This window comes from Alicyclobacillus sp. TC, from assembly GCF_016804365.1.
Lineage (GTDB): Bacteria > Bacillota > Bacilli > Alicyclobacillales > Alicyclobacillaceae > Alicyclobacillus_I > Alicyclobacillus_I tolerans.
This window is the reverse complement of sequence record NZ_CP044434.1, coordinates 1,177,226-1,197,082: the sequence shown is the minus strand read 5'-3', so window position 1 is coordinate 1,197,082 and position 19,857 is coordinate 1,177,226. Positions and strand designations below refer to the sequence as shown.

Annotated in this window: 19 protein-coding genes and 1 other annotated feature; of the genes, 2 read left to right on the top strand and 17 right to left on the bottom strand. The window is 41.7% G+C overall.

What is annotated here, in order from left to right; translation table 11 throughout:
• Window positions 1–85 precede the first annotated feature (85 nt).
• The 12 genes from FY534_RS05740 to FY534_RS05685 form a co-directional block, all read right to left on the bottom strand.
• Window positions 86–952 (bottom strand): M50 family metallopeptidase, encoded by an 867-nt coding sequence (locus tag FY534_RS05740; protein WP_165612040.1) that lies wholly within the window; start codon window positions 950–952, stop codon window positions 86–88.
• A 53-nt stretch (window positions 953–1,005) separates the two neighbouring features.
• The gene (locus tag FY534_RS05735) at window positions 1,006–1,905 is read right to left on the bottom strand and encodes a M23 family metallopeptidase (RefSeq protein WP_203115404.1); all 900 of its coding nucleotides are present in this window, start codon (window positions 1,903–1,905) and stop codon (window positions 1,006–1,008) included.
• 62 nt (window positions 1,906–1,967) lie between these two features.
• On the bottom strand, window positions 1,968–2,765 hold the full coding sequence (minD, locus tag FY534_RS05730) for a septum site-determining protein MinD (RefSeq protein ID WP_072875266.1): 798 nt from the start codon (window positions 2,763–2,765) through the stop codon (window positions 1,968–1,970).
• A 20-nt stretch (window positions 2,766–2,785) separates the two neighbouring features.
• Window positions 2,786–3,511 (bottom strand): septum site-determining protein MinC, encoded by a 726-nt coding sequence (gene minC, locus FY534_RS05725; RefSeq protein WP_083574396.1) that lies wholly within the window; start codon window positions 3,509–3,511, stop codon window positions 2,786–2,788.
• A 104-nt stretch (window positions 3,512–3,615) separates the two neighbouring features.
• Window positions 3,616–4,131 (bottom strand): rod shape-determining protein MreD, encoded by a 516-nt coding sequence (mreD, locus tag FY534_RS05720; protein WP_203115403.1) that lies wholly within the window; start codon window positions 4,129–4,131, stop codon window positions 3,616–3,618.
• The gene (gene mreC / locus FY534_RS05715) at window positions 4,128–4,997 is read right to left on the bottom strand and encodes a rod shape-determining protein MreC (RefSeq protein WP_203115402.1); all 870 of its coding nucleotides are present in this window, start codon (window positions 4,995–4,997) and stop codon (window positions 4,128–4,130) included. Before mreC ends, mreD begins: the two co-directional genes overlap by 4 nt.
• Window positions 4,998–5,037: 40 nt before the next feature.
• Window positions 5,038–6,072 carry a rod shape-determining protein gene (locus FY534_RS05710; RefSeq protein ID WP_072875270.1) on the bottom strand — a complete coding sequence of 345 codons (1,035 nt, stop codon included), beginning with the start codon at window positions 6,070–6,072 and terminating at the stop codon, window positions 5,038–5,040.
• A 65-nt stretch (window positions 6,073–6,137) separates the two neighbouring features.
• Entirely contained in the window at window positions 6,138–6,827 is a 690-nt protein-coding gene (radC, locus tag FY534_RS05705) for a RadC family protein (protein WP_370541562.1), read from the bottom strand.
• A gap of 144 nt (window positions 6,828–6,971) precedes the next feature.
• On the bottom strand, window positions 6,972–8,012 hold the full coding sequence (locus FY534_RS05700) for a hypothetical protein (RefSeq protein WP_203115401.1): 1,041 nt from the start codon (window positions 8,010–8,012) through the stop codon (window positions 6,972–6,974).
• A gap of 190 nt (window positions 8,013–8,202) precedes the next feature.
• Complete coding sequence (locus FY534_RS05695; protein ID WP_203115400.1) at window positions 8,203–9,156, bottom strand: resuscitation-promoting factor; 954 nt, start codon at window positions 9,154–9,156, stop codon at window positions 8,203–8,205.
• Between the two features lie 165 nt (window positions 9,157–9,321).
• Window positions 9,322–10,371, bottom strand: coding sequence for a type IV pilus twitching motility protein PilT (locus tag FY534_RS05690; RefSeq protein WP_238413687.1), 1,050 nt, complete (start codon window positions 10,369–10,371; stop codon window positions 9,322–9,324).
• 16 nt (window positions 10,372–10,387) lie between these two features.
• On the bottom strand, window positions 10,388–11,029 hold the full coding sequence (locus FY534_RS05685; RefSeq protein WP_238413686.1) for a prepilin peptidase: 642 nt from the start codon (window positions 11,027–11,029) through the stop codon (window positions 10,388–10,390).
• A gap of 202 nt (window positions 11,030–11,231) precedes the next feature.
• Here FY534_RS05685 and FY534_RS05680 point away from each other — a divergent pair, with 202 nt between their 5' ends.
• Complete coding sequence (locus tag FY534_RS05680) at window positions 11,232–11,411, top strand: hypothetical protein (RefSeq protein WP_072875275.1); 180 nt, start codon at window positions 11,232–11,234, stop codon at window positions 11,409–11,411.
• Between the two features lie 136 nt (window positions 11,412–11,547).
• Here the strand turns inward: FY534_RS05680 and murC are convergent, their stop codons facing one another.
• The 4 genes from murC to FY534_RS05660 all read right to left on the bottom strand — a co-directional run bounded on the left by murC (window position 11,548) and on the right by FY534_RS05660 (window position 17,851).
• Window positions 11,548–12,951, bottom strand: a complete 1,404-nt coding sequence (murC, locus tag FY534_RS05675) for a UDP-N-acetylmuramate--L-alanine ligase (protein WP_203115397.1) — start codon at window positions 12,949–12,951, stop codon at window positions 11,548–11,550.
• Window positions 12,952–12,995: 44 nt separating this feature from the next.
• The gene (locus FY534_RS05670; protein ID WP_203115396.1) at window positions 12,996–14,285 is read right to left on the bottom strand and encodes a bifunctional folylpolyglutamate synthase/dihydrofolate synthase; all 1,290 of its coding nucleotides are present in this window, start codon (window positions 14,283–14,285) and stop codon (window positions 12,996–12,998) included.
• Between the two features lie 15 nt (window positions 14,286–14,300).
• Window positions 14,301–16,988: a valine--tRNA ligase gene (locus FY534_RS05665; RefSeq protein WP_238413685.1), complete on the bottom strand. Its 2,688-nt coding sequence runs from the start codon at window positions 16,986–16,988 to the stop codon at window positions 14,301–14,303.
• A 75-nt stretch (window positions 16,989–17,063) separates the two neighbouring features.
• Window positions 17,064–17,272: a binding site (T-box leader), on the bottom strand.
• 81 nt (window positions 17,273–17,353) lie between these two features.
• The gene (locus tag FY534_RS05660; protein ID WP_072874745.1) at window positions 17,354–17,851 is read right to left on the bottom strand and encodes a hypothetical protein; all 498 of its coding nucleotides are present in this window, start codon (window positions 17,849–17,851) and stop codon (window positions 17,354–17,356) included.
• A gap of 203 nt (window positions 17,852–18,054) precedes the next feature.
• On the opposite strand from FY534_RS05660, the gene FY534_RS05655 reads away from it, so the two are divergent.
• Entirely contained in the window at window positions 18,055–18,216 is a 162-nt protein-coding gene (locus tag FY534_RS05655; protein ID WP_165612008.1) for a hypothetical protein, read from the top strand.
• A 106-nt stretch (window positions 18,217–18,322) separates the two neighbouring features.
• On the opposite strand, the gene FY534_RS05650 is transcribed toward FY534_RS05655, so the two are convergent.
• Complete coding sequence (locus tag FY534_RS05650; protein WP_203115395.1) at window positions 18,323–19,744, bottom strand: LysM peptidoglycan-binding domain-containing protein; 1,422 nt, start codon at window positions 19,742–19,744, stop codon at window positions 18,323–18,325.
• Window positions 19,745–19,857: the final 113 nt, after the last annotated feature.

Here is a 19,857-nt window from a genome sequence, read left to right as displayed (position 1 = left end):
GTGCGTATAGCAAGCACTCTTTATAGAATAACAAAAATCAAAAAACAATGCAATTGCACATACTGTATGGTATTTGTACACTCATCTAACGAACTAATTCTTTTAATAATTCTTCCATTGATTTCATCCAATCTCCGCGAAATACTGCAGTAGCGATTTCACTTTCATCTATCATACCCATGATTTCTCCAGTATCTCCAAGAACGTAAAATAACATATAACGATCGGGGCTACAGCGCAGTGCTGCATCTCTAACACTTGCGGATGCAGATACTGCTAATGAGGTAATAGAATTGGTAACTGGATAATTTTGATGTTTATTTCTTAAAAATTGCATAGTTTCTAGGCGCACTTTTTTTCGCCCTGTAAGTGCCCCGACAAACAGAAAAATTGCCAGCATAAACGCTCCCAGATGAGGTTTACCAACTACAAAAGTAATCACGGAGAAACAGAACAGGAGAACCGACAAGATAATCGCCATTTGATATGCCTCCCTTGTCGCATGTTCATATCCTATTTCTCTCGCCCGGATTGCTCGGATAATTCTCCCTCCATCAAGCGGTAAAGCAGGTAACATATTGAACATGAATATCCAAAAATTGATTAAAAAAAACGAATTCCAATAACTAGAGAATAGCGGAGATCGGGTGAATATATATCCGATTGGAATGAGCAGAATATTTACAGCGGGGCCTGCAATAGCAATTGAAGATTCGCGCCTGGGATGAAATCCAATAGATTGATCTTTTAGCTCTGCCATTCCACCAAAGGGTAGCAAAGTAATTTTATCAATCTCATATCCATACTTTTTAGCCACAATGACATGACCAAACTCATGCAATAAAACAATCCCAAAAAGCATCAATGCTTGTATAACAAATCCACTTGGAATGGCCAACAAAATCATAATGGCAAAAAGAGGGTGAATATGAATGATATTTTTTTTTCGCATGATACAGTTCAATCTTGTCAGCATAGAAAGACCTCGATAATTTGTTCGATTCATTAAAATTTTATCCATTGATGCGGATTTTCAAATTGTCCGTTTTTGAACATTGAAAACCTTAATACAGGTTGACTACTATTTGCAGGCATATGACCTATAATTTGTCCTGCATAGACATACTGATGAATTTTTACAGTCACATTTGCTAAACCCGCATAAAGAGAATACCCAAAGCTTCCGTTATTAATTTCCACCAATTCATCCTTACCATCTTTAGAAATTGCAACCACATTACCCGAACCCGCTGCATCAACTACAGCTCCCGGTACCGTCTGTATCCAAATTTCAGGATGAGCATTCGAATAGTCAGCAACAAGGACGCCAGAAACGGGGTCATGCAATTTTTCTGCAGCTTGTACACCAAAGCTTGGCAATTGAATGCGTAATTGTTGAGCCAATTTATCCAAAAACGGTATAACTTTACTTGTTTCATCAGTACTCATTGCCCATTGATAACCTAGATGTAAACGATTGGAGGTGGTATTGTGCATTTGTAAGGAATAGATACCTGCTAAAACAAGCGCAAGCGATCCGAATATTTTCCATATAAACAGAGGATGATTTAAACCTCGAGCATCTTTCTTCTTCAAAGAAGGATTTGAACTCACAGATTTGGGGATAAAACGATTTTGTTTTCCAAAACCTCGACTTACTTTTCTCCATGTAGGAGAATCCATTTGTTGCAAACCACCGTGATCGTCCGCAAATCCATAAGGAGACAATGACTCGTCCACCCAACGTTTCGGTAACTGGCTTGGCGAACTCGATTCGACATTAGAATTTTCATGAGGTGAAATGGCAAATGGATTTTCTTCATAGAAATCTTCAGTTTTGTTTTTTTTCGATATCAAACGATTCAGACGATCTTTGAAAAATGAGTTACTGGATTTTAACATCATGCAGCATCTCCTTTTGTTTTCAAGACAAAAGTATGATGCTAGAGGTAAATCTATGTATAACTTTATGATTTACTACCAAATACTTTTTTAAATTTACCCCATAACCCACGTTGCTCTTCCAAAACCATCAGTGGTACGGAATCACCAAGCATGCGCCGAGCAATATTGCGATAGGCCATAGATGCTTTGGAATCCGGTTTTATAACGGTTGGTTCACCTTTATTGGCATTGCTGATAATGGCTTCATCATCCGGAACAATTCCCAGCAAATCAATAGCTAGTACTTGAACGATTTCATCAATATCAAGCATTTCTCCACGTTTAACCATTTGCGGACGAATACGGTTGACAACCAATTTTGGCGTCAAGACTCCTTCATTTTCTAGCAGACCAATAACTCTATCAGCATCGCGTACTGCCGGGGTTTCGGGAGTCGTGACAACAATAGCCCGATCAGCTCCAGATACGGCTACCCTAAATCCTAATTCAATACCTGCAGGACAATCTATAATGACAAAATCAAAGTCTTCCTTTAGTTTCATGACTAAACTTTTCATCATATCGACGGTTAAAGCAGACTTGTCTTTCGTTTGAGCAGCGGGTAACAGGGACAGATGGTCAAAACGTTTATCACGAATGAGAGCCTGATCTAACCGACAGTCTCCCGTAGCAACGTCCACAATGTCGTAAACAATTCGATTTTCTAAACCTAGTACAACATCTAAATTTCGCAAACCTATGTCTGCATCTATCAACACAACACTTTTGCCAAGCAACGCCAACGCCGAACCAATATTGGCGGTAGTTGTGGTCTTTCCAACGCCACCTTTTCCGGAAGTTACAACGATTGAAGTACCCAAAAAATTCAAACCTCCTGAAATTACTGAGAGTGTTCTTTCTCTAACCGAACTTTCATCGTCCAATTATGCAAAGTATCGAGTTTATCAATAGCGATTCCCTCTTCACTGAGATAAGCAAATTCCATAGTCGTTTTTAAAGCTCTTTTCGGGCTCTCTGGGGCGCTGCTCATCATGTCCGCAATACGAATTTGCATAGGAGAAAATTCTGCAGCTGCAATAATAGTTGACCAATCGCCCAAGATTCCTGCATGAGCAATTCCTCTCAAACGTCCCAAACAGTATATATCACCCGTAGCCTGCACTTCACCGCCAGGATTCACATCCCCAATAATAACTACATCACCATCAAAAACCATTTTTTGTCCTGCACGTATCGTTCCTTTCCAAAGTGTCTGACGAACATTCGTTTTCTGATTTTCAAAAAGAGAGCGTTTGGCTAAAGTGGATGGTCCCCATTCTTTTATGAATAAATTGTCTTTCTCCATTAACAAATGTAATATTTTAATTAATTCATAATCATGTTCAGAAGATAATTGCCTATTGCCATAATCAATAGAGATGGCTACACCCGGCCCAGAAAAAAACGATTTTTTTTCACCATTAAGTAAACTATCCAAATCTTCGAGCAAACGACTAAGTTCAGCTTGATCGTCTAAAAGCAACAATAAACCTTCCTTAGTTCCTTTAAGTGTTACTGTAGCCCGTTCGCCGTTTGAAAGTCTTTCGCTTTCCAGCAGCAAATACACTCCCCCATTTTTACAATAGCCCGGCGAAAAGAATTCGCTATTAAAAAATTAACTCCTGCTCCAAATGGAATATTGCCAAAATAAAATCATAGAAATAGAACTTATCATTCTCCATCAGGAACTTTGCCATAGTGATTGTCAGCAGAAATCGCCAAAAATTTTATTGCTAATGGATAAAGCAAAAGAACCAATATACCATTTATTAACATTTGTTCAAGAGATTGGTATATTACAGTAATCCAACTATAAGCTGTTACACCGAACATGCGTGTAAACCCAAAAGTTAACCAAACATCAATAAAGCTGCAACATAGGGTGACCAAAAAAGTTATGGTTATATTCTTGTGCATAAATTGTGCAAATGCAGCAGCAGCAAAATAAGCTATGACTGCGAGAGCAAAAGCATTAAGGCCAATAAATGAACCAAATACTACGTCTTGAATCAAACCTAAAAGCAACCCTAAAAACAGTGCGGGTTTCGTTCCCCTCATAAGCGCTACAAGAACAAGCCCGACAAGAACAAAGTCGGGCTGAATCGCGTTGTAAGGCGGGATTTGAAAAACAGTGGACTGAAGTATCAATCCTATCCATAACGCGATAAAAGTTACAAAAATTTTCATTTTAATGTTTCCCCAATCGTTTTTGTTTTTGTAACAACAAAAACGTGCTGTAGATAATTTAAATTAGCCGCAGGAATAATCGTTGCACTTTGGGCTGAACCTTGAGGTCCTGTCTGTACGCTTGAAATCGTACCTATCAATATGCCTTTAGGATATATATCACTGAGTCCAGACGTTACCACTTTCTCTCCAACTGACACCTGAATCAATGGAGCCCAAAAGCTCATCTGTAATTGACCAGCAATTCGAGTCGAACCAACTACGATCCCAAAAGGTTGTTGACCAGAAGAAGTTTGTACAAATGCAGAAACTCCATCCCCCAATTGTGTATCGGTAATGAGAACTACCTTGGCACTATTACTCGAAACGACAGATACACGACCTACCAAGCTACCATCTGGAGATACTACGGACATATCAGGTTTTACCCCTTGATTAAGACCAGCATCTATCAACAACTCAGAATTCCATGTTGAAGGATCTCGACCCGTTACATCAGCAGGAACAAGTGACATAGACTGATTTACCGTCTGTTTATAACCTAACATTTTCTCTAATTGTTGAATTTGAGCTTTAGAATCCACCAGTTGTGATTGAATGCTTTCATAATTTTGTAGCTCGCTCTTCAACTGTGCGTTCTGCTGATATAGTTGTTGTAAATTACTTAACCCAGAAAAAAAGGAAGTCACCTGACTTACAGGTTGATAAATTAACCCGGATACAGCACTCTCCGTATTCATAATAATTTGTTCAGGAAAATTGGCTATTCTTCCCGTTCCACCCAGAGTAATACCAGCCAGAACAATTAGCAAAATGATGCTCACCAATAAAACGAATAATCTTCTGCTGGAAAATAACCGGGACACCCGAATCCCACATCCTATCTATTGCGCCTTAAACTTGGAATTATGCCCTACCCTGAGCCTTTCGCATCATTGCGCTTCTTCTCCGATAAACATCATAATTGTCAAGCGCTTTTCCTGTTCCAACAGCAACGCAATCTAATGGGTTTTCTGCAACGACAACCGGCATTCCCGTCTCATCTGAAAGTCGTTTATCCAAATGGCGTAAGAGCGCCCCTCCACCAGTAAGAACGATTCCGCGATCCATAATATCCGCCGCTAATTCAGGAGGTGATTTTTCCAAAGTAACCTTAACCGCCTCAATAATTGAAGAAACGGTATCCGAAAGTGCTTCGCCAATTTCTTTTGCATTAACAGTAAAATTCTTTGGCAAACCTGTGAGCAAATCACGACCGCGAATATCCATTTGACCTTCTTCCAGTCCGGGTATAGCCGTGCCAATTTGAATCTTTAGCTCTTCAGCAGTACGCTCGCCAATCATTAAATTATAAGACTTTTTAATATACTGTATGATAGCCTCATCCAATTCATCGCCAGCAACGCGTATAGAACGGCTTGTTACTATTCCGCCCAGTGATATAATGGCAACCTCGGTTGTTCCACCGCCTATATCCACAACCATCGAACCGGTCGGTTCACCCACAGGCAATCCCGCCCCAATAGCTGCTGCCATGGGTTCTTCAATCGTTTGCGCATCTTTTGCTCCCGCCTCCAGAGCTGCGTCTTCTACTGCACGCTTTTCAACAGCTGTAATCCCAGATGGCACACTAATCATTACACGCGGCTTTCCTGACCAATTGGACTTTGTCTTCATGGCCTGTCTAATAAAATGACGCAACATGGTTGATGTAGTCTGAAAATCAGCAATGACACCATCTTTTAATGGCCGAACAGCGACTATATTTCCCGGCGTTCTGCCTATCATCTGCTTGGCTTCAGTACCTACAGCTTCAATCGCACCAGTATCCGTTCTCATAGCAACAACAGAAGGTTCTCTTAGTACAATTCCTTTACCTTTTACATAAACCAACGTATTGGCTGTACCCAAATCAACGCCCATATCTCGCACTGAAAACATCGGTCAACAAACCCCTCTCAACAATTCCCAGCCCATCATACCCAAATCACATACATTTTAATAAATCATATTAGATGCTTTGCTTTCAAGCTGCAAAATCGACCATCGCCAATAATAATGTGATCGAGCAATTCAATACCTAATATTCTGCCGACCTCATCCAAGCGCTGTGTAACGCATATATCTTCCTTACTTGGTGTAGGATCTCCACTTGGGTGATTATGCATGCATAAAATTGCTGAAGCACTTCTCCTTACAGCAGGCATAAAAATTTCTCGAGGATGAACAATGGAGGCATCCAGACTTCCAATAGACGAAACTTCCTTAGCCATGAGTCTGTGCTTCGTATCTAAATAAAGTGTAACAAAATGTTCTCGCTTTAGGTATCGCAATTCCTCCATAACTAAATTGGCAGCATCTTCCGCACTGCGAATAATAGGATACACTTCAGAAGGTGGAGCAATGACTCTTCGCCCTAATTCTACAGCAGCACAAATTTGCAAAGCTTTATTCCTTCCAACTCCATGAAGCTTCGTCAATTCTTCAAGTCTAACATCAATAAGACCTTGAATACCACCCACGGCTTCTAAAATTTGTTTAGCCAAGTCGAACACAGAACAATCACGATGACCAACCTGTAGAATAATGGCTAACAATTCATCTGATCTTAATGATTCTGGACCATGTAGGATAAGTCTTTCACGTGGTTGATCTTTACTTGGGAAATTCATTTTTTTGGGACCTTCCACCCTGATTCCTCGCCTTCTGATCAACTGGTAAACACAGAGTAGAGAAATCATACTAGGTCCACAATAAAGAAAGGTAACATGATTCTTCATTATTTTAATTGATATATGCAACTTTATGAACTTTATTTAAAACTATCTTTCTATGCAATTTTATTTGTAGGAGTTAATAGGGATCCAGATTTGAAATGCTTTCATTAAGTCTTTTTGAGCTGCTATACGTTCATTCTCCAAACTAGCTCGATATGCCAATTCTAGATATTGATTAACTTTTATGATTTGTATGGGCAAACCTGTAGTTTGAATTTGATAATTATTTAAACGTTCGGTAAGCCAATGATTATACGTTGTATCGACAATGTTCATATTTTCTCCATCCTCTACATGCGCCAACAAGGAAAGAATTAGACTATTCTCCATATTTATATCTTTTTCTGCTTGTTTATTTAAAGATAAACTGGATTGTGGAAGTATGGGAATTGTACGAATAGGTACAGTTAATAATTCAATTTTAACCGGAATATCAGATTTTTCTAATTTTTGTTCTTCGGACAACAGTGCTGTTGGCTCCAAAGCCATGTCCAATATATGATATTGTCTGCTGCCATCTGTAAAGTGTATTTCTGTGGATAAACCGATGCCCTTCACTTGTTTTTGATGTTGACCAGTATATTCCATTGCCCATACTGTAAAACCAGGAAATTGCAATAATGAATGATGACCTGTTTGTAAAACTGGCACTTCTTGTGATGCAGCAGGTTCTGTCTCAACGCGATTTATAGAATGATACTGGATGATATGACTCCAGATGAGAATCATACATCCAAAAATGAGACCTGTAATCATTCCAAGCTGAAATTTTTCTTTTGAGGATAAAAAAAAATGAATTTGACGATTTAATAATTGCTTTAGCCAATCTCCGAATTTACTATTTTTATGAGAATGAAACGTTTGATGAAAAGATTTATGATGCATATACTCTACTGGATTAGCTGCGCGGAATATATGAATTGGTTTTAAGACAGGTGGCTGGTTTGCATTGACTTGGTCGATTTTTTTGTCTTTCTTATCCGATTCGATTTCATTTTCTTCAATTGGAAGCCCATTTTGTTGAGCTACAACCCATTCTTCTCCGCCCACTCGGACTAAAGTGCCGTATGCGTAATTCGATTTTTGATAGGAAGGCTTCTCCATAGATGTCCATCCCCTTTTTTTACCTATCCAAATTGACTGGTATCTATTTTGAAAGATAGGACATTCTATGAAAAACCATCTAAAAATAGAATGAAAAAGTAGCCTTGAAAGGCTACTTTTTCATCTGGTTCAGTTTTACGTGACTCCGCTCACCCAATCTCAAAAAATCTTTAGTTAAGAATATAGGCAGTTACTGTCCGCGCCCCCACGCGTCCGCCAAGGCGGCATTGGCCATACAAATGTCTATATGATAGCCAACAATAGCACTACCTGTATCCTCTGCATGCACAACCCCAATTCCCGGGATATAAAGTGTCGTGCCATAGGGTATGACATTCGGATCGACCGCAATCACACCCGGTCTAGCGAGCCACCCAGTTGAGGTGACCCCTCCTTCTACATATGCCGTGGCTAAAACGGTAATTTCACCACTAAACATGCCAGGAGAATAACTTCTGCTCGACACTTCATAGGTTTGAGGAGAAGTTCCAACCAAAACAATTTTTGATTGGGGTTGACGAATCCATTTACGTTCAACATGTTCACTGACCAGCTTATTATTTACAAAATTACGGATTGTCTTCACTTGAAGCAACCCTTTCACACCGTACGACAGCACCTGCGTTTGCCCAACAAATAATTTTTGTGTTCGCCGTTGTATGGTCTGAAATGGTATCTCTTGTAATTTTGTATATATTTTCTGCTGGTCTTTTTGTATAACAATTTCACTGTGGTTGACGATGGGTTGTGACAAAGGTAGAGATACTTTATCACCAGGCTGAAGATGGATATGATCCATTTCCAAAACTTCGTCAACATTTTGCCCAAAAGTCCATACAGTTTGCCAATGCCCTTGATTATCAATTTTCACCATAGCCGGAGTTTCAATTTGAATAACCATGCCTGGTTGTACAGGGGTACTCAATCCAGGCTGAACCCAATCATGATGATTCAATTGATAACCATGTTCTCTTAAAAAAGAAGCAACTGATTCTTGATGTTCTGTTTGAAACACAATGCGTTGCCCATTGTCATCCACTGTAACTTTTCCCGGAACTTTTGCGCTCGCCACTGTGCCAAGCGAAACCAACATTGCTGTAGCGCCGAGGAATGAGTACAGTACTTTAGACTTTGGAATACGCACTCCACCACCTCTTCTCATGGATATACCGAGAAAAGGGTGATATTCAGAGCCACATTGGGTGTTAGTATACCTATATCAGGGACAAAGTGCAAACCAGATAAAGGTTACTATCTCTTAGTAAGCAATCCCTCAACTCGGTTGTACAAACAGCTTGATTGCTATTCATCATAACGAACGGTCTTTAAAAAGTTTGCCGAAAGTTGTCATAGCAACCCTATCAGCCTCGAAAAAAATTTGTTGCTTTTCTAGTAATTCACGAATATGCATTTCCATGGTTTGCATTCCTTCTTCACGAGAAGTTTGCATAATCGACCGTATTTGATGAACTTTTTCTTGTCGAATCAAGTTGGCAACAGCCGTATTACCGATGAGAATTTCATAGGCAGCGACACGTTGCTTGTCTGGTCCACGAAATAGTTTTTGCGCAATCACTGCTTGCAGAATATTAGCTAATTGAACTCTTATTTGTTGTTGCTGTATAGCGGGAAACACGTCAATGATTCTTTCAATAGCACTCGTCGCATCTGGAGTATGCAAAGTAGTGAAAACCAAATGGCCAGTCTCTGCTGCAGTGATAGCTGTAGCCATAGTTTCGATATCACGCATTTCACCCAGCAACAAAATGTCTGGATCTTGGCGCAAAGCTGACCTTAGTCCATCCGCGTAACTGTTCGTGTCTCTTCCTATTTCTCGCTGTTCAATGAGACATCCCATATGTGAATAGAGAAATTCGATAGGATCTTCCAAAGTGATAATTTTTTTCTTCTGGGTTTGGTTAATATGCTGGATCATTGCAGCGAGTGTCGTCGATTTACCCGATCCTGTAGGACCCGTAACAATAACAAGACCATGACTAAGTTGACAAAGATGTAAAAAAATTTTAGGCATATTCATCTCGGACAAGCTCGGTATTTGACTAGGTACAATACGGATGGCAAGTGAAAGTTGTTCTCGTTGTATATAGGCATTTATACGATATCGAAACTTATCATGAAGGCTATAAAGCATGTCGATATTTTTTTCCTTTTGCAACTTAGCTAACTGCTCTTCTGTCATAATCAACTTAGCAAAAGAACGGATGTCGTCCGACTCTAACTCACGTTCAATGGCAACCAGCACGCCTTGAATGCGTAATATCGGCGGAGAACCTACACTTAAATGAATATCGGATGCGTTGTGCAGGACAGCCTTCTCCAATAACTCAAGGATATTCAAATAACACACCTCTATTTCAAAGAATTGAAATATACCAATGAGTGATTTGTTGTCCCAAGAGCATCCAAAAAGCTGTCGCTGCAGTGATAAAAGGAACAAAAGGTATAGCTGTTTTGGCATTCAATTTTTTTATAAACAACAAAGGAATACAGATAATGCAACCAAAGAAGGAGGCAAGAGATAATATCCATAAACAACCTGTTATCCCACATACCGTCCCTATATTGAGAAATATCAACGCATCGCCAAATCCCATTTTTCTTCGGCTCAATAAAATTAAAATAAGAATCAGAAAAAAACCAAAAAAGGCAGAGATAATTTCCAGCAAAAACGAAATATGAAGTAAAAAAATCATCAAAACAAAAAATACTAGAAACGCGAGTATAGAAAGTGGAGCAGAAATAGAATAATTGATTCTATCACCGCTTGCCAAAACGAATAAAAATGCAATTAAGATGAAATAAATCAAAAATTTGATGATATAAACTTTTGTGGTGGAAATTTCTATCCATAAAGCTTCAACCAGAGTAGCATATGCCAATATCCACATAGGATAATAGAATGAACTTTTCAATTGATGAATGACATGTTTAGAGCTATCCACAAGAGATGCCGCAGAATGTTGAACCAGTTTTTCTCCAACTGCTATACAAAACAAACCTATCAAAGATCCCAGTATAAAAATAACAAAAGATTTAAAATACAGAAAAAATACGAGTTTACAATGCAGCCAAACCACCCCCGAAAAAACATATCTCAACACATTTTCGTCAAATTCGACTTTTCCACCTGTTTTCAAAACGATGGATTGGACAAACTATGGTAGAATAGAGTCAGAGCATTAAAAAGGGGATGAAAGAATGCCGTTTTTTTATTATCTGGTCTGGGGATTAATCGCTATACTGGCCATTGGCGTTCTATCTATATTTTTGGCTTTCTTTATTAAAATAGCTATCTTGCTGGCTTTGATTGCATTTGCATATTACTGGTTTTCCAAAGCAGTTTATTATCGTAAACAGAGAAAAAATTGGCGACATTAAATAATGAAATACATTTTTGCGAAATAATTTAAGAAACAATAAAAAGAGAGCCGTTTGATGAAAGCGACTCTCTTTGCTTATGCACTAAAGCTTGTTCTAACAAAGTCTAAATGGACAGACTGTTTCTGTATAAAAACTAAACCAATGCTCTTGCTTCACTTGGATTGCTTTTTAGTGCTTCGCTCAGTCGATGGGCAACTTGCCATATATCACCTGCCCCCATGGTTAAAACTAAGTCTCCGGGTTGCACCGTACTTAACAAATACTGGAGTACTTCATTTTTTGTTTTTAAAAAACGGACAGATGGATTACTTTTGACTCGAATCTGTTCTACCAAGCGTTCAGCCGTGACACCTTCTATTCTCCTCTCACCGGCCGGAGAATAAATATCTGCTATGACCACCTCATCCGCACCACTAAACGCTTGCGAAAATGCATCAAAGAGGAAATACGTTCTTGTATATCTTTGCGGTTGAAAAACGGCTACAATTCGACGCTTGGTTGCTTGAGCCGCTGCAATGGTAGCACGTATTTCTGTTGGATGGTGAGCATAGTCGTCAATAATAAGAATATTTTGTACATCCCCAATAACTTGAAATCGACGTTTGGCACCATGAAACTCAGAGAGGGCTTGCGCCATTTTTTCAAACGTTAAACCAGCTTCCAACCCAACCGCTAGGCAAGCCATGGCATTCATAATATTATGAATACCAGGCAATTGTAACCTCAGTGTACCCAGCACTTCTCCATTTAATCTGATTTCTGAAATACTACCGCGATCGATCAGATGAATCGAATGAGCAGTAATATTTGCTTGTGAATCTGGATTAGCTGAAAAAGTAACCACTCGGCAGGGCGCGCTTGCCGCGAACTTCTGCATATGCGGGTCTTCCGCCGAAGTAACCAGTAAACCATTTGGCTGGATTTGCGACACAAACTGTTGATACGCATTCAAGAGATTTGAAAAATCCCCGCCATAGTGTTCCAGATGATCTGGCTCTACGTTAGTAACGACTGCAATATGGGGATGGTAATGAAGAAAAGAGCCATCACTTTCATCAGCCTCTGCTACCACATAGTTTCCACAGCCAGCACGTGCGTTTTCTCCCAGGTTGCTTACAACCCCACCAATGACAAATGTAGGTTCACACTCGCACCGTTCCATCATATAAGCAATCATAGAGGAAGTTGTTGTTTTCCCATGTGCTCCAGTGACTGCGATCCCCATCCGGTCTTCCATCAGCCGCGCGAGCATTTCCGACCGATGCAAGACCGGAATATCCCGCCTTTTGGCTTCCATTAGTTCCACATTATCTGGTGCAATCATGGTATTGTAAACTACGACGTCTGCACCCGCCACCTGCTCTGCACGATGGCCATAAAAAACTGTGGCTCCCCGCTCCTCTAAGCGTACAGCCAATTCCTGTCTGGAAACATCTGAACCGGACACTTCAAATCCCATATCCATTAATACTCGCGCAATCGCACTCATTCCATAGCCGCCAATGCCCACAAAATGCACGTGCTTGAACGATTTCACGCGCATCACCATCCCATCTGCAGAAATTGCCCAACACTATCCAGTTAGTTAAAAATAGCATGCCTCGCTTCATGAACCGTATACAAGGAGCCGCAAACCAACGCAAACTCGCCTAGGTTGACAGCTCGCTGCATCGCTGCAGGAATTGATATAGCTACTTCGACAGATTTCGACGGATACCTTTCACGAATCTTATCAGCTAGATGTTCTTTTGCAAAAGCTCGGCTGGTTTGCGGTGCAGTCACTATCACGTTTGCAGCATCCGGCACCAAAATATCAATCATTCGATCAATTTCTTTATCCGAAAGAATTCCTAAGACCAATGTCCATTCAACATTCTCTCTACCACACCTCGCTAACCAAGCAAGCATGGTTTTCAAGCTGGCCGCTGCTCCTTCTGGATTATGTGCTCCATCTAAAATAAAAGTTCGATTCTGCCATTGGAGCACCTCAAAGCGCATTGGCCACGAGACACGGCTCATAGCTTCACGCAGTGCATGCGCATCAGGCAGCAACCCGATGGACTCCAGCATAGCCAGCGCTACTGCTGCATTTTCAACTTGATGGGCGCCGTGTAACGGCAAAAAAATGCCCCCTATATCGCAATGCAATCCCCTGTAAAATAGCCGCTGTCCCAGCAGTTCCATCTTTTCCAATATGGCAGCCACATCACGTCCTACACGAATTAATGGGGCTGTTTGTTGCTGCGCAATCGCTTCTATCACACGGTACGCAACATCCTGCGCAGCGGTGACTATCGGGACGTTCGATTTTATAATGCCAGCTTTATCATAGGCAATATGCCGCAGAGTGGGACCCAGTATTTCCACATGATCCATGCCTACATTTGTTATACAGGTAACCAGCGGTTTCACTACATTTGTGGAGTCATAACGTCCACCGAGACCTGTTTCCCATACGACATGTGAAACTTGTTGCTCTGCAAAATAAAGTAAAGCCATGCCCGTCAGAACCTCAAACTCTGTTAACGGATCGTCCCCATCTACCCGTTCACAAGCCGTGCGGACACGCTGAGCCAATCGAAAAAAATTCTTTTCGTCTACAGGCTGCTTTTGTAGCGTAAACCTTCCCCGATAACCATCAAAAGAAGGCGAAGTAAATGTACCCACAAGATGGGTAGGATTGGCCATGAGCAACGAAGTCAGCATTGCTGCAACTGAACCTTTTCCGTTTGTTCCAGCGATATGCAAAAACTGCAGTCCTTGCTCAGGATGATGCAATTCTTCTAGCAGTTTTTGCATTCGCTCCAAACCAGGCCGAACGCCAAAGCGTTGCCTGCCTTTAAGCCACGCTTCTATACTTACTTCTGCCAAGAATCGTTCTCCTTTCTACTGCTCCATTGCAGCCACTGCACGCAATCGCTCTTCCACTGCTGACAATCGAGCCTCATAATCCTCTCTTTTGATTTTCTCAGCTTCTACAACTTCTTGAGGTGCACGAGCAAGAAAATTAGGATTGCTAAATTTTTTGTCGATCCGCTCTATTTCCTGTTGCCAACGACGCTTCTCTTGTTCAAGTCGATTTTTTTCCGCCGCCAAATCAATCAATCCAGCCAGAGGAATAAATATTTCTGCACCCGATACTGCCAGTGCAATAGCCTGCGAAGGCGGCTCTATATCCATTTTGTTTTCTAATTGTGACGCATGACAAAGCTTTTGGATATAGTATTGGCCCTGCTGAAAGCGTTCCATTGCTTCAACCGAAAGCGGCCGGATAAGAAGGGAAATCTCCCTGCTCGGCGGAATATTGCGTTCACTGCGAATATTTCGCACGCTGCGAATCGCTTCTTGAATGGAACCCATCAATGTATCGCAAGTATCATCGATCCACGCCTGCTGTATTTGCGGCCAATCGGACGCAACAAGCAACTGACCGTTTCTTTGTGGCAAGTAAGACCAAATTTCCTCTGTAATAAATGGAATAAAAGGATGAAGCATTTGTAACAGTTGTTGCAGGACTTCGTACAGAACTGTCTGTACTCGTTCCTTATCGACAATGGACTCTCCATAAAGCGAGATTTTAGCCATTTCTATATACCAATCACAAAAATCATCCCAAGCAAAATCGTAGAGTACTCGTGCTGCTTCGCCAAACTCAAACTCTTCCAGTAATCTTTGAGCACTTTTATTCGCTTTGGCCAGACGATGCAATATCCATCGATCGGCAATATCCATTTTATCCCAGTCGATGGTTCTTGCTTGAAAACTATCGGATAAATTCATGCGCACGAATCGAGCAGCATTCCATAACTTATTCATAAAATTGCGGCTGCCTTCAATTTTCTCCATACTAAAACGCTGATCGTTGCCCGGTGACGTGCCAGTAGCTAGACAAAAGCGCAACGTATCTGCTCCATACTGCTCTATAATTTCTATCGGATCGACACCATTGCCAAGACTTTTCGACATCTTTCGACCTTCAGAGTCGCGAATCAGACCGTGAAGAACAACGGTTTGAAACGGCATCTGGCCGGTGAATTCTAATCCCATAAATACCATCCGTGCTACCCAGAAAAAGATAATGTCATAGGCGGTCACCAAAACACTAGTCGGATAATATTTCTGATAATCCGGCGTATCTGTATCTGGCCAGCCTAAAGTAGAAAAAGGCCAGAGTGCTGAAGAAAACCACGTATCCAATACATCTTCATCCTGATGGATATGGGTACTCTTGCAATGCCCGCAACATGTAGCATCTTCCAGTTGAACTGTCGTACCGCCACAGTCGTCACAATACCAAGCAGGAATTCTATGCCCCCACCAAAGTTGCCGGGAGATACACCAATCTTTAACATTTTCCAACCAATGCACAAAAACTTTTTCAAATCGAGCCGGGACAAATTGTAATTCTCCACGATGGACAAACTGCAACGCTGGATCGGCTAAGTTTTGCATACGCACAAACCACTGCAAAGAAAGAAGCGGATCGACCACTGTAGAACAACGACTGCAGTGACCCACAGCATGCACAATATCAGTCACGTGAAGCAGATAGCCCTGCTTGCGCAGTACATCCACAACATCTTGGCGTGCTTCTAATGCATTACGTCCAGCAAACTCCATAGCCAGTTCATTCAATTTTCCATCCGATCCGATACATTGCAACTGGGGCAATTGATGACGGAGTCCCACTTCAAAATCGTTTGGATCATGCGCTGGTGTAATTTTCACACAGCCTGTACCATACTCTCGATCGACAATCGGATCGGCCAAAATAGGAATCTCACGACCACTCAAAGGCAGAATAACCGTTTTGCCAATTAAGGAACTATACCGTTCATCATTTGGATGGACAGCAACAGCTACATCCGCAAAAAATGTTTCAGGACGTGTTGTAGCAATCACCACTTCACCTGAACCGTCTTTCAAGGGGTAGCGGATATGATAAAGTTTTCCCGGTAATTCAATATGCTCTACTTCAATGTCAGAAAGTGCTGTGCCGCATCTGGAGCACCAGTTGATGATGCGGTTACCGCGGTATATTAAACCTTTCTGATAAAGTTCCACAAAAACGGTGCGCACCGCTTGAGACAGACCTTCATCCATCGTGAAGCGTTCTCGACTCCAGTCTACCGAATCCCCAAGACGGCGAATTTGTTCAGTAATGGCCGATCCGTACTTGTCTTTCCATTCCCAAACTTTTTCTACAAACGCCGTTCTGCCAATATCGTGACGAGACTGCCCATTCTCTTGCATCAACATTTTTTCCACACGTGTCTGCGTAGCAATGCCCGCATGGTCAGTTCCAGGCAACCAAAGCACATCTTTACCTCGCATACGATGATAGCGAGCCAGAATATCTTGCAATGTATGGTTCCAGGCATGACCTAGATGGAGCACTCCTGTGACATTGGGAGGTGGAATCACCATGGAAAACGCAGGATGAGGTGAGCTACTATCCGCTTGGAAAGTTCCTGACTTTTCCCACTCAGCGTAAATTTCACGCTCGACTTCCTGTGGTTGAAAATGCTTGTTCATTTCTTGTGAGAACTTTTCTGTGGATGATGAATTTTGCATAAGAAACCCTCCGTTCATGTTATAGGATGACTCATTTCTTTCGTCGCTGCTCTGGACACAAAGAAGCCTTTCGTCCTTCAGGACGAAAGGCTTCTTCCGCGTTACCACCTGAATTTCCCAAGAAAGAAAAACGCAATCTTAGGACACTCGACATTGATAACGGGTATGACCCGGCTATAGCAGCTCAGAGACGACGTTCAAAACGGCTACCGAAGAACCTTCCAGCTAATGGTTCTCTCTCTGAACGGTTACACGTTTTTACTCCTTCTCATCAACGCTTTTTATCCGAAATTGAATTTGGTTGCTCTATCATACGAGAACAAACAAGACTTTGTCAAACCTTCATGGCATCTTTTTGTATGACTTTACTTTTTGCGCCGTCCAGGATGGCGGCGTTTCTTAATTCGATGAACACGGACGGGTGCTACAGTTGTCTGAGCGCTTGATGATTTTTCTGCCCGGCGTTTCTCTAACTCTGCTTTTTTTCTGTCGCTCCATATGGAAACGCGTAAATAGAGATAACTGAGTGCCAAGGCGACGACGAAAATCAGCAAATTTTGCCCTAAAGTATACCATATACCACCTTTTTCCGTAATTTCCAGACCAATTGTAAACTGCAAAATCAATCCAAGCAGAAACGTAGTTGTGACACCCGCAAACGTATTGGCCAATCGACGTTCTGTCAAACGCGGAATAATGAGCCACATCATGAGAATCATGGCAAACTCTGAACTAAACATGAGCGGATAATGAACTGTATAATAAGCGACTGCCTGTAAAACAGCAAACGACACAGATAAGATGGCAAGATATCGAATATGGAAGCCTCTCCAAGTGCCTCCATCCATCCACGAATTCGCCATTACCCCATCTCTCCTCTCAATCCTGTCGCCCATTCTAGCAAAGCTCAGAAAGGCAAGTCTAGCGAATATTGTTCTGCATGTCCAATTTTATGCGAAAAAAAGGGGTACATGCTCACCTATTTGCATATATATCATACGCAAAGTATATATTCGACGAGCTAAGACGAGCTATCCAGATAAGATTTCGCCAGGAGGTGGTTGGCATGGGTCTGTTTATCATGCTGGCACGTTTTGTCAAATTAATGTTGGCAGCAGCCATCATGCTACTTTTCTTTCGCGCTTTAATTTGGCCCAATACACTGGACCTTTTGATTCTTATGCTTCTCTTTATTGTCTTTGCAGTTACTTTTATTGGGGCACCATAGCCAGGTTGAATAGATATTTAACTTTGTTGGCAAAAAAACATCAGGCATAGGAGAAATCACTATGCTGATGTTCGCTATCGAAGTTATTCTTTTCAGAGCATCATTCTTAAAAATTTTGCACGTTTGCCAAACGTATCGGGGTGTCCGGTATAAGAAGGGTTTGACCCACCCAAATATCTTCTGTTTCCAAACGATTGACACGAATCATTTCACTTTTCAAGACGCCAACGCGATCGGCCACCATTTGCAGCGTCTCGCCTTCCTCGACTACAACATAGCGTAAGGTATAAAACCTTTCGGGAGCATTGAAATCGACAAACGACCAAAGACTTTTATTATCCATAGAACGTTCAAAAGACGTCTCCGGTTCCTGAAAAGCTCCATTGGAAGGGGAAGGCTCAACTACCGGCTCCGTGCGAGTCTGTTGGATACGCCCTGCATCTTTACTGAAGGCAAGATTGGCGTGAAAACCAGAATCAGAAAAGGCCCGCGAAGCAGAGAAGGAAATAGCTTCTTTTTCCTCGAATTGAGCTTCTTGTTTTTCACTCAACTGATTCTCAAACGAATACTCGGCCAGCGGCTTTTGTTCTTCCGTATCACTCACCACAAAACGGTCAAGCGCTTCTAACTCTGCGGCAGCACCAAGAACCGTAGAATCAGCAGAGCTGTTTATATCACTTGGTGTTTGATTTTCCTTATTGCCCCTGCTTTCTTTGGACTCATTGACATCTTCTTGTATTTGCAAGCCATGCCCTGCACGCGCTTCACTCAATTGCTCCGTCTCAAGGGTGACTCTATTCAACCGTTCAGCACTGTCCCCCTCTTCCTCAGGATCCTCCATACCGCGTACAGGAAATGGTGTGTCCTGACCCTGGTCCTGCGCGTTGAAGGATTGCTCCGCGAATGTGTCAGATTCAACATTGCTTACTGTGTCTGACATCAAACTCTCGGACTCAGAGGCTTCCGTTTCTCCCCGAAACTCTCCAACCCATGCATTCGTCTCTTTCATACCTTGACTTGACAGTTCGTTTACATGTGTCGATTGAGGCCGATCCGGCAAAGATACCCATAAATCGCCAATCTCTTGTGCACCACATTGGAAATGATATCCACCTTTATCCACAAGACCGGCAATTTGTAAATTCCCTTGTACACGAAGCCAAGAATCTCCCGATACATCTAATTTCCAACCAGCAAGTCTGCTTTTTACATTCAGAACACCATTCGGTTGAGCATGAACTGGAACTTTTAAAATAAAGGGCAAACGATGATGGACATGAATGACCGGATCGTCATCCATCACAATTTGAGTGTTCTTTCCCTCTGATGACTTGCCCTTTTCTTGGGACGCCAAGTACCCCGCAAAAACGATAGCGCCTTCGAGCACATAAGTATCTTCAACGCGATCGAAAGAAATAACTTCCGTTGCGACAGTAGCGTCCTCCACTCTGTCTCCTTCGCGAACACTATCCATAAACACTTCTTGGTCTATGGCTACGGAAATCATGGGTGTTTGCTGATTCTGCATCGCCTAATACCCCTCCTTAAACAGCAGGTCTCTCCCTGCATGTTTATGAAGTGGGATATGCTTTTATGTCCTTACAGCAGCGTTCACACACATGGATAAGCGAAGGACGTTCT